This is a genomic window from Jejuia spongiicola, assembly GCF_023502325.1.
GTDB lineage: Bacteria > Bacteroidota > Bacteroidia > Flavobacteriales > Flavobacteriaceae > Wocania_A > Wocania_A spongiicola.
The window spans coordinates 26,379-38,006 of record NZ_JAMFLZ010000005.1 but is presented as its reverse complement, the minus strand read 5'-3'; the positions used below and the strand labels follow the sequence as shown (position 1 = coordinate 38,006).

The 11,628-nt window shown below is 32.2% G+C and carries 7 protein-coding genes; all 7 read right to left on the bottom strand.

Annotated elements, in window-relative coordinates; all coding sequences use genetic code 11:
• Positions 1–69: 69 nt before the first annotated feature.
• Positions 70–759: an LOG family protein gene (locus M3P09_RS12555; RefSeq protein WP_099563082.1), complete on the bottom strand. Its 690-nt coding sequence runs from the start codon at positions 757–759 to the stop codon at positions 70–72.
• Positions 760–791: 32 nt separating this feature from the next.
• Positions 792–3,623: an excinuclease ABC subunit UvrA gene (gene uvrA / locus M3P09_RS12550; RefSeq protein ID WP_249973408.1), complete on the bottom strand. Its 2,832-nt coding sequence runs from the start codon at positions 3,621–3,623 to the stop codon at positions 792–794.
• A gap of 121 nt (positions 3,624–3,744) precedes the next feature.
• On the bottom strand, positions 3,745–5,079 hold the full coding sequence (locus tag M3P09_RS12545; protein ID WP_249973407.1) for a vanadium-dependent haloperoxidase: 1,335 nt from the start codon (positions 5,077–5,079) through the stop codon (positions 3,745–3,747).
• Positions 5,080–5,087: 8 nt separating this feature from the next.
• The gene (locus M3P09_RS12540) at positions 5,088–8,351 is read right to left on the bottom strand and encodes a VCBS repeat-containing protein (RefSeq protein WP_249973406.1); all 3,264 of its coding nucleotides are present in this window, start codon (positions 8,349–8,351) and stop codon (positions 5,088–5,090) included.
• Between the two features lie 169 nt (positions 8,352–8,520).
• Positions 8,521–9,237, bottom strand: coding sequence for a hypothetical protein (locus M3P09_RS12535; protein WP_249973405.1), 717 nt, complete (start codon positions 9,235–9,237; stop codon positions 8,521–8,523).
• Between the two features lie 86 nt (positions 9,238–9,323).
• Positions 9,324–11,024 (bottom strand): gamma-glutamyltransferase, encoded by a 1,701-nt coding sequence (gene ggt / locus M3P09_RS12530; protein ID WP_249973404.1) that lies wholly within the window; start codon positions 11,022–11,024, stop codon positions 9,324–9,326.
• Complete coding sequence (locus M3P09_RS12525; protein ID WP_249973403.1) at positions 11,021–11,617, bottom strand: acyl carrier protein phosphodiesterase; 597 nt, start codon at positions 11,615–11,617, stop codon at positions 11,021–11,023. The genes ggt and M3P09_RS12525 overlap by 4 nt, the downstream gene beginning before the upstream one ends.
• Between the last annotated feature and the right edge of the window lie 11 nt (positions 11,618–11,628).

Sequence of the window (11,628 nt, the reverse complement as noted above, 5' to 3'; positions counted from 1 at the left end):
GCGTTGCAATATAACAAAATATAGCATTAAGTTAGTCGTAAAACCTTTTGGTTATAAAGGATTTGGTTGTTAAAAATTAGGGCTTAAGTCTGATTCTTTATAAAACGCGTCTAAAATTGTAATAACTTCCTCTTCGGTATCAACCAAATTTATTAAGTCTAAATCTTTTGCAGAAATATTTCCAAACTCACCTAAAAGAGTAGTTTTTACCCATTCTAAAATGCCTTTCCAAAAATCTGTACCAACTAAAATGATAGGAAATTTTTCAATTTTATGAGTTTGTATAAGAGTAATGGCTTCAAAAAGTTCATCTAAAGTACCAAACCCACCAGGCATGACAACAAAACCTTGAGAATATTTTACAAACATAACTTTACGAACAAAGAAATAATCAAAATCTAAGCTTTTGTCAGTGTCAATATATGGATTGTCATGTTGTTCAAAAGGGAGTTCTATGTTTAGCCCTACAGATGTGCCTCCTCCTAGGTGCGCTCCTTTATTACCAGCTTCCATAATACCAGGCCCACCGCCAGTTATAACACCGTAACCAGATTCTACAATACGTTTAGCAATACTTTCGGCTAATTTATAATATTTATGGTCTGGTTTTGTTCTTGCTGAACCAAAAATGGATACACAAGGACCAATTTTACTAAGTTTTTCATAGCCATTAACAAATTCGCCCATGATTTTGAAAATAGCCCAAGAATCATTTGTTTTAATCTCATTCCAACCTTTGTGGTGTTGTTCTTTTCTCATATGTGTTTAGTGTTTTATTTTTTGCAAACTTGCTAATTTAGTTCTTTTTTAAGAAATTTAGCAGTATAGCTCTTTTTATGTTTTACAATTTCTTCCGGAGCACCCACAGTTACTATCTGTCCGCCACCTTTTCCACCTTCATAACCAATGTCAATAATATAATCAACGGTTTTAATAACATCTAGATTATGCTCAATAATTAATACGGTATTACCTTTATTTGCTAATTTATTAAGCACTATCATTAGTACTCTAATATCTTCAAAATGGAGACCAGTGGTTGGCTCATCCAGAATATAAAAAGTATTTCCTGTATCGCGCTTGCTTAATTCTGTTGCTAGTTTTATACGTTGAGCTTCTCCACCAGATAGTGTCGTACTTTGCTGGCCCAAAGTAATATAACCTAAACCTACATCTTTTATTGTTTTTAGTTTTTTATAAATTTTTGGAATATGCTCAAAGAAGTCTACGGCTTCATTAATAGTCATATTCAGAACATCGCTTATTGATTTTCCTTTATAGCGAATTTCTAATGTTTCTCTGTTAAAACGTTTACCTTGGCAGGTTTCGCATTCAACATAAACATCAGGTAGAAAGTTCATTTCTATAACGCGTAATCCACCTCCTTTACAAGTTTCACACCTTCCTCCAGCTACATTAAAGCTAAAACGTCCTGCTTTATAACCACGAATCATAGCTTCAGGGATTTTGGCAAATAAGGCTCTAACTTCACTAAAAGTACCAGTATATGTTGCTGGGTTGCTTCTAGGAGTTCTCCCAATAGGAGATTGGTTAATATCAATAACTTTATCAATATGTTCTAAGCCTTTGATACCTTTATAAGGCATTGGTTTTTTTACACCATTAAAATAATGCGCATTTAAAATAGGGTATAGGGTTTCGTTTATTAAGGTAGATTTTCCACTACCTGAAACACCAGTAACACCTATCATTTTTCCTAAGGGAAACTTTACCGAAACATTTTTTAAGTTATTTCCAGTACAGCCCTTAAGCTCTAAAACTTTACCATTCCCTTTTCTGCGATTTTTTGGAACTTCAATCTCTTTGTTTCCATTTAAGTAATCTGCTGTAAGTGTTTCATGGGTTTTTAACTCGTCAGGGTTTCCAATGCTAATTATTTCTCCACCATATTTTCCAGCTTTCGGACCAATATCAATCACATAATCAGCACGCTCTATCATATCTTTATCATGCTCTACTACTATAACGGAATTTCCAATGTCTCTTAATGATATTAATGAATTAATGAGTTTTTCGTTATCGCGTTGATGTAGACCAATGCTGGGTTCGTCTAAAATATAAAGTACGCCAACTAGTTGAGAACCAATTTGTGTTGCTAATCGAATACGCTGCGCTTCGCCACCAGATAAAGACTTGGAGCTACGGTTTAGCGATAAATAATTTAGACCAACATCGAGCAAAAATTGTAATCTAGTTTTGATTTCTTTCAGAACCTCCTCAGCAATCTTGAATTGTTTTTCTGAAAGATGCTCATCTAGTTCATTAAACCAATTGGCTAATTCAACAATATCTGTATTAGCAAGCTCAGCTATATTTTTATTATTTATTTTAAAATAAAGAGACTCTTTTTTTAATCGAGAACCTTCACAAACTGGGCATTTGATTTTATCCATATAATCTTTAGCCCAGCGTTTTAGAGATCTTGACTCTGCCGTTTTATATTGATTTTCGATAAAACTTGCAACACCTTCAAAATCTATTTTATAATCACGAGTAACACCTAATGTTTTGCTTTCAACAGAAAACTTTTCATTACCACCATACAAAATCATTTGCTTAGCTTCCTTAGGTATATCTTTATAAGCATCGGTTAATTTAAAATCAAATCGCTGTGCAATGGTTTCAAACTGTTTGAAAATCCAACTATTCTTTTCTGGACCATGTGGAGCCAGAGCTCCACTTTTTATTGAAAGTGAATCGTCTGGAATAATTTTTCTCTCATTTACTTGATATAATTCACCAATTCCATTACAATTTGAACATGCCCCTTTTGGTGAATTGAATGAAAAATTATTAGGTTCAGGATTAGGGTAAGAAATCCCGGAAGAAGGACACATTAAATTTCTGCTAAAATACCTTGTTTCTTGAGTGTCTTGATCTATAACTAGTAACACATCTTCACCATGATACATGGCAGTATTGATGGTTTCTGTAAGACGTTTATCATTGTCAGTGTCATCGTTAATTATTAGTCTGTCAATAACAATTTCAATATCGTGAGTCTTGTATCGATCGAGTTTCAATCCTTTAGTGATATCTCGAATTTCGCCATCTGTTCTTACTTTTACAAAGCCTTGCTTGCCAATTTGCTCAAACAACTCACGGTAATGCCCTTTTCTTGATCGAATTACGGGAGCAAGTATATTGATACGTTTTCCGCTAAAATCTTTAATAATAAGCGCTTTAATTTGCTCGTCGCTATAACTTATCATTTTGTCACCAGTATTATAGCTGTAAGCATCACTAGCGCGCGCAAACAGCAAGCGCATAAAATCATAAATTTCAGTAATGGTGCCAACGGTAGAGCGAGGTGATTTACTTGTGGTTTTTTGCTCTATAGCAATAACTGGAGAAAGACCATCAATTTTATCTACATCTGGTCGCTCTAATCCGCCTAAAAATTGTCTAGCATAAGCTGAAAAAGTTTCTATATATCGACGTTGACCTTCTGCATAAATTGTATCGAAAGCCAAAGATGATTTTCCGCTACCAGAAAGCCCTGTAATTACTACAAGTTTTTCACGAGGAATTGACACATCTATATTCTTAAGATTATGTACTCGTGCTCCTTTTACTTCAATAAATTCTTCGAAATTAGTCATAGAAATGCAAAGTTGCGAAGATACGATTTAGTTGCGAAATTGCGATGAATTATTATTTTGAAAAATTGAACTTTTAGAAATAGGCAGTTTTAATTTTAATCAATAAAAAAACAGAATAGTTTTAGTTTTTCATAATTAAACTCTTGTTTACTAAATCGCCAATTTTTACACCTTGACCAATTCCTAATTCAACAGCAGAGCGATAGTGTATACCGCCATACATTCTACTTATTGCGGCTTCTTGTGCGGCCTCGTTAAATGAAGAGAATGGACGTATTGGTAAACCATAGGTAGTTTCGGTATCATCTAAAAAACTAAAATTGTCTCCAAAAATGTTTGTTAAAACTGTAGAAGCAGCACCAGAAACTACAGAATGTCCACTTGTGTATTCAGGGAATGGAGGTGTTTGTAATATGGGTTTCCAATCGTCATCAAAATATTTATTTATAAGTGTTTCTGGTCTTACAAGATTACTTCTGTATTTTTCATCCCAACAACTAATGAATGCATCAGCTATTGCTATAGATGTTTTAGTGTATGCAAAAACTGTTCTGTCAAAATCTGCTTTTTCCGTTTTGCATGCAATTTTTGTAATACCTATCCAATGTGCTCCTGGGGTTATTTTTTTTACAGCAAACATTAAATGCCCGCGAGTTACAGAAACATATGGATTACAATCCCAAAAACGTGCTATTAAGACCTCTTCAGATTCGTCTCCATCTTTTGTTATTTGGTTACTTATATCGTAAACCTCTTTGAGTTCTTTATAAAAACTTGAATTTTCGTCCATTGAAAATAGTGGAGGAGGAATAGGTTTAAATTGAGCTGCAGAATCAATAACAAAAGGCCTTATTTTTCCCCAATGAGGCTCTAGACCATCCATATACGAGGGAGGTGTTGGTTGCCATCTCTCCTCATCTTCTGGATCAATATAAAACTTTGACATGGTTCGTGTTTGGTTATAGTTATCACCATTCATCCACTCTCCAATAAAGTTTGAAACCTTAAGCCCATAATCTTTTGAATTCTCAAATTCTGATTTGTTTATAGCTTCCCAAACCTGGTATAAACTATCGCGAAATACTTCTATACTTTGTTCTGAAAAAATTAATTGTTTACTTACATCGATATGAGCAATTAATGCAGCCAATTGATAATTAATTTTTTTTGTTTCATCAGCTTTTGGAATATTTTTTAAATGTATTATTTGATCTTTTAATGAATTATATGCGCTATTGTTTTGGGACATAATTTCATAAGCAGCAATATTTGGGTAAGCAAAAATTCTGCTAGCAACTGGAGGTGAAAAAATATCATGAACCATTATATCTACAACCTTATCTATTGAAGTGTGAAAATCGTTTGGTGTTATAGTAATTGGTTTTGAATTGTCTTTACAAGACATTACGCTTAAGCCTATTGTAAAGATTATAAATAATATTTTATTTAATCTCATCCTTTAAATTATTTTAAAAGTTCGTAAACTTGAACTTTACCGTTATTGATAGTTGTTAAGAGATATGGTTTTTTATCTAAATAAATAATATTTAAATTTTTGATGGCTTTATCACTAAAATTCAGTCCGATTTTGTTTCCAGAAATAATATTGTTTTCATTTTTTATGAGTGCCCCGGGAAAGGAGTCGAACTTGCCATGAAAAGGTGTTACACCAAAATAGTTTCCTGCTACCAGCATTTCATCTTTTCCATCAGAATCAAAATCAAAACATAAAAATGAAGTTAATGGAGATACTTGTAGTTCATTTTTAAATGGTACAAATACAAAACGATTATTTTCATTTTTAAGGTAGCCAGATCGAAGTTCGTCAACCTCCAGTATGGTTGCTTTGTCGAGTAATGGTTTGCTTAAAATATCACCAATTGGTTTTCCAGCAAAACCTTTATAAGATGTAAATATTTTATGCAAGTTAACCATTTGACTAGCTAATTGATCTAAACCTTGTAATGGATAATATTCTCCATTTTTATATGTACAAACTATAGTTTCGGTACGCCCATTGCCATCAAAATCTGCATAATACATGCGCATAGGATGCTCTGTAGAAGCTTTAAATTTTGAGTTAAGACCCCAATTCCCTAATAGATAATCTGTATCTCCATCATTATCAATATCAAAAGGAGTAATCTGTCTCCATAATCCTTTTAATTTTGAATCAATAAGTTTTTTTTCTGTAAAGACGCCATTGTTGTTTTTAAAGAATTTTGGAGCCATCCATTCACCAACAATAATCAAATCAGTTTGCCCGTCATTATCAAAATCATTCCAAACGGCATCAGTAATCATGCCTGCATTTTGCAATGCTTCATTTTGAACTATTGAAAAGTGACCATCATTATTTTTTAAAATAAAAGAGTTTGGAATATTTCCAAAATCATTTGAAACTGAATTGCTTCCAATAAAAAGGTCTAGATCATTATCATTGTCAAAATCATTTGAAATAATTACCGAAGCATTTTCATAAAATTCAGGAAATTGTTCGCCTTTGAAATCATTTTCATTTTGAATGTAATAGCTATCAAGTAATGGTTTAGTTTTATTACTATAATCTGCACCACCAGAACCAATAATTAAATCGTTTCTGTTATCGTTATTAAAATCTGCAATTATAGCTTCAACATCTTCTTTTATTGAATCGTTAGCAATTACTTTTATTCTTTTTTCTGTAAAAGTCGTATCGTTTTGAAAAAATACTTTTGCAGCGTTTAATTTTGAACCACCAAAATAAATATCTTCTTTACCATCATTATTTAAATCTCCAACAGCAACAGCAGGGCCACGATCTGAAACACGATACGGAATGAGCTTCTGTCTATTAAAATCTAGATATTTATCTTCAATATGCGTAAAATTGATGCCAAGGTTATTGTCTGTTTTTTTAAATATTTTTTTATATTTTTTTAATAACGAACCATAGTTAAAAGATTTTGTGTTTGAAGGTTTTATGGTTAGTGTTTTATTTAAGGCTACATTAAATAAGGTTTGACTGGTTTTATTGGGCCATATTACTTTGAGTGAATCGATACTTTTAATATCACCAAAACCAAAATGGATTATTGGTTCTGATGAAGCTTGAAACCCTCTTGCACAATAAAGCTCTTTATATTGAAGTTCACCGTGGTTATAAACAAAAACTTTTGTCCCAATACCAGATGAATTTGGGCTTGTATAATCAAATTTTAATTTAAGATAACTGGCTTTATCTGTTGTTTTATTATTTATTTGATTAACATAAATTGAGGCTTCTTCATTAAGGTTGCTTACCACAATATCTAAATCTCCATCATTATCTAAATCTCCTAATGCTGTTGCTCCAGATGCTAGCTTATCGTTTGGAATCCATTCTTTAGACATGTTTTCGAACATTAAGTTTTTGCTACCTTTAAACATGTAATTATCAACTTTTCCAGAAGGCATTGCGTCAAGAGCTTCTTGACTCATTATTTTTGATTCGGATATGTTTTTTTGAATTTTATCGTTTGAGAAAAAATTTGTAAAATCTAAATCATTTGGGCGTTTTAAAATACCATTAGTTATAAAAATATCTTGTTCCCCGTCTTGATCATAATCTGCAAAAAGGCAACTCCAACTCCAATCAGTTGCTGCAACATCACTCAATAGAGCAGTTTCTAAATAATTTGAATTTTGTTGATTAATATGCAACATGTTTCTAGTAAACTGATAATGATAACCAAACATAAGCTTTCTTATATTTTGTGTTTGTACGTTATCATCTCCTTGTGATGATTTTAAAACCACTTCATCTCTTGGGAGCATATCCAAAGACATGATATCTTGCCAGCCATCATGATTTATATCTGCTACATCATTACCCATTGAAAACCTACTAGCATGCCCAAAATAATCTCTTAATTTTTCAGAAAACGTACCATCTCCATTGTTTAAATAATAGTAATCGTCTTCATAAAAATCATTTCCAACATAAATATCTGGGTATGCATCCTGATTAAAATCTGCTATAGCAACACCCAATCCGTAACCACTTATACTTCCATAAATACCAGCCTCTTCACTAACATTGGTAAAAACTCCTCCATCATTTCTAAGTAGTTTGTCACCAGTTTTATAATTTCTTTTTTGACGTTGCGTTACACCTTTGTAAGAATCATCAGTATGCACAGCGTGGTTTAAAAGATAAATATCTAAATCGCCATCTAAATCATAATCTAAAAAGGCAGCAGAAGAGCTGTAAGATTTATAGTCTAGTTTATATGTTGATGCACTTTCAGTAAATGTTTCGTCTCCATTATTAATGTAAAGTTCGTTTTGGCCATTAAAACCGTTTAAACCAACTACAGCACAAACGTAAATATCTAAAAGACCATCCCCATTGACATCACCCATTATAGCTCCTGTATTCCATGAACTATTACCACTAACTTTTGCTTTATCTGTAATATCTTCGAATTTTAAATTTCCTTTATTGAGGTATAATTTGTTTTTTACCTGATTACCAGAAAAGAAAATATCTGCGAGACCATCATTATTTATATCACCTATGGCAACGCCTCCACCATTATAAAAATAGATATAATCAAGAATGTTTAATTCATTAGTTTCGGTAATAGTGTTTTTGAAACTTATACCAGTTTCTTGAGATTTAGCGCTAATAAATAATTGATCTTTTTTTTGATTGCACGATACAATTAAAAATCCAATAAAAAATAATGTAAACTTGAAATTATTCATTAGATAAAAAACTTTTATTTGTTGATAATTATAATTTTTGGCTTACCATTTCTGTTGGCGAGTTCTTTAAAGGTTACCTCAGAAAGGTCTAGTTTCAAAGGTACAATTAAGTTGTTAAATTTCTGTAAAGATTTGTTTCTGATTTATTTTTGATTAGAAGTTTTAATACCTATTTGGTTGCTTTTACAACACCCATTTCTAAACCAATTATTAGTAGTTTATGAAACGTAGGTAATTGTGCTCCACTATCAGTGGTAATCCAATCACTCCAAGAGGCTTCTAAACCATCAATAGGTAGTAAAGAAGTCCACATTTTAAAACTTTTTGGTTTACCAGTTTCATCAAATAACCATAAATAAGAATCACCTGGTGTTGTGCCCCCAGAAGAGTAAGTAACTAATAGAGCTTCTTCGCCATTGCTTTGAGTAACCAATCTACGTTCTGCACCTTTATCAAAGACTTTGTAAGGTGCAACAAGCCAAAAAGAATCGTTGTTAAAAATTTCAATAGCTTCACTAATAAGGCTATCTGCCATTTCTCCCTTCATTTTAAAGCTATGTACAAATACTTTGCTTAATTTATAGTCTTTTAGATTTAGGCTAACTCTATATTCTTTCCAAAAAACATCACAAATATTTTCATCTTTTTTCCATTCAAAATGATGACGCTTTTTATAAGTCCATTCAATGTAATTGGTGTTTTTATAGGCATCATAATCTAATGCATCTAACATTCTATAAGCTAAAGCATCTGCCTTTTCTCCTTGAATTCCAGTTGGAAGCTCTTCATTGTATTTAAAAAAAACAAAACCAAAAAATAATAAACTAGGTAGTGTTAGGAATATAATTACTCCTGTTGCTATTTTGAATATTTTTTTTGATTTCATTATTAAACCTTTGTTATCTAAGCGATTAGAATAGATAATTCCGGGCCTAAATTATTAAACAGAACTGACTAAGAAAAGGAAAATTGCTAAAAACCGACAGCCGTATCGTCACCTCGACGATCTGCACCACCCTCTAACGTTTTGTCCTGTAAAACCATGATTCCATCGACTTTGCCAATTACAGGGGCATCTTCTTCATTTATATAATAACCAAGATTTTTTAGCTGATTTATAATTTTTAAGTCGAATGAACTGGGTTCCATTCTAATTTCATCAGGTAACCATTGATGATGAAAGCGCGGAGCATTTACTGCTTCTTGCATGGTCATGTTAAATTCATGTACATTGAGAATAGTTTGCATAACTGAAGTTATAATAGTAGACCCTCCTGGTGTGCCTAATGACATAAATAGTTCTCCATTTTTTTCAACAATAGTTGGTGTCATAGAACTTAACATACGTTTTTGAGGAACAATACTATTTGCTTCACCACCAGTTACACCAAACATGTTTGGAACTCCAGGTTTGCTGCTAAAATCATCCATTTCGTTGTTTAAGAAGAAGCCAAGGTCAGAGCAATATAGTTTAGAACCGTAAGCTCCATTTATTGTTGTGGTAACTGATACAGAGTTGCCAAACGGATCTACTATAGAATAGTGTGTTGTTTCGTCGCTTTCTATAACTTGAATATTACCATGTGATACATCGCTAGACTTTGTGGCTTTATCAAAAGAAAAATCATTCATTCTTCCGCTTAAATAAGCATTGTCTATTAGAGTATTACTTGGAATTTTTACAAAATCTGGATCACCCAAATAAAAACTCCTATCGGCATAAGCACGACGTTCAGCTTCTGTAATAATTTGAATAGTTTTTACCGAATTATGCCCAAATTCATTTAAATGAAAAGGTTCAATCATTTTCATAATTTGCGCCAAACAAATACCTCCACTCGATGGAGGTGACATAGAAATTATTTTTAAATCATCATAACTAAATGTAGTAGGTTCTCGCCACTTAACGTTGTATTTAGCTAAATCTTCTTCAGTAATAATACCACCATTATCTTGAATAAATTTCACAAGTCTTTTTGCCGTTTCTCCTTTATAAAATTCATCTTTTCCATGGTTCATAATTCTAGTTAATGTTTCGGCTAAAGCTTTATATTTAATAGTGTCATTCTGTTTCCAGAGTTTATGAAATAACGTAGAGTCTTTATTTACTTTTTTTATTAAAGGCTTATAGTGTTCAATCTTTTTTTCTTGTTTTTTAGTAACAATAACACCTTTATATGCAAGTTTAATTGATGGTTTAATAATATCCTCAATAGGTAAACTGCCAAATTTTTCATGAACAGCAAATACTCCAGCAACTGAACCTGGTACACCAACAGCCATAGCTCCTAAAGTACTTTTTTCTGGGATAACATTTCCTAGATCATCTAAGTACATATCTTTTGTGGCTGCTATAGGTGCTTTTTCCCTAAAATCTAAAGCCCCAATTTCTCCATTGTTTTTTCGATAAACCATAAAACCGCCACCTCCAATATTTCCGGCATATGGATACGATACTGCTAATGCTAACTGAGTTGCAGCCATTGCATCAAATGCATTACCACCTTTTTTGAGAATATCGCTACCAATTTTTGATGCTTCAGCTCTAGCCGAAACTACCATAGCTTTTTGTGTAATTAAGCCTCTTTTGGAAACAGGTTCTGTTTTTTCTTCAGTTTTTTTACAAGAAATTATTAGAAGTAGAATTAAAAAAAGAGAAATAGAATGTTTCATAAAGTATTGTTTAGTTCTTTTAGTTTGAGTTTAGAAAATTCGATTAGTTCTTCAAAAAATGAAGTGAATTCTTTTTCAAAGTCTGTATAAAACGTTTCAAGTTCGTTTACAGCTTCATCCATTCCTGACCTGTTTTTTGTTCTTCTATTCATACCTTCTAAAACTCTAGAAATACCATCAATAGATGCGTAACTTAATAGCCAATTGTCTGCTATCATAAAAGGCATCATTTTTTGAATCCGAATTGGAAGGATGTTGTAATGTTTTTCTAAAGAATCATAAAAAGCTTCTACATAAACATCTAAAGGGGTTTTAGAATAATTGCTCCAGTTTTTTGCTAAAAAGTGATCGTATAAAATATCTACAATCACACCAGAATAATGTCCGTACTTTTTATGTAACCGTTTTGTGCTTAAGCGAACCGTTTTATGTGCATCAGTAAACGTGTCGATGTGTCGGTGCAATAGAATACCAATTTGTGCATCTTTCGAAAATTTTTTATAATCTTTTCCTTTAATACCATCTGCAATAAAGTTGCCAATGGTTACTAAATCGTTTTCGCCAGATAAATAAATATGAGCTAAAAAATTCATTGGTGTAATTT

What these genes read in the sequence shown, in the direction of transcription:
- M3P09_RS12555 (WP_099563082.1), bottom strand. Translation starts at nt 759, where the DNA reads ATGAGAAAAGAACAACACCACAAAGGTTGGAATGAGATTAAAACAAAT.
- uvrA (WP_249973408.1), bottom strand. Translation starts at nt 3,623, where the DNA reads ATGACTAATTTCGAAGAATTTATTGAAGTAAAAGGAGCACGAGTACAT.
- M3P09_RS12545 (WP_249973407.1), bottom strand. Translation starts at nt 5,079, where the DNA reads ATGAGATTAAATAAAATATTATTTATAATCTTTACAATAGGCTTAAGC.
- M3P09_RS12540 (WP_249973406.1), bottom strand. Translation starts at nt 8,351, where the DNA reads ATGAATAATTTCAAGTTTACATTATTTTTTATTGGATTTTTAATTGTA.
- M3P09_RS12535 (WP_249973405.1), bottom strand. Translation starts at nt 9,237, where the DNA reads ATGAAATCAAAAAAAATATTCAAAATAGCAACAGGAGTAATTATATTC.
- ggt (WP_249973404.1), bottom strand. Translation starts at nt 11,024, where the DNA reads ATGAAACATTCTATTTCTCTTTTTTTAATTCTACTTCTAATAATTTCT.
- M3P09_RS12525 (WP_249973403.1), bottom strand. Translation starts at nt 11,617, where the DNA reads ATGAATTTTTTAGCTCATATTTATTTATCTGGCGAAAACGATTTAGTA.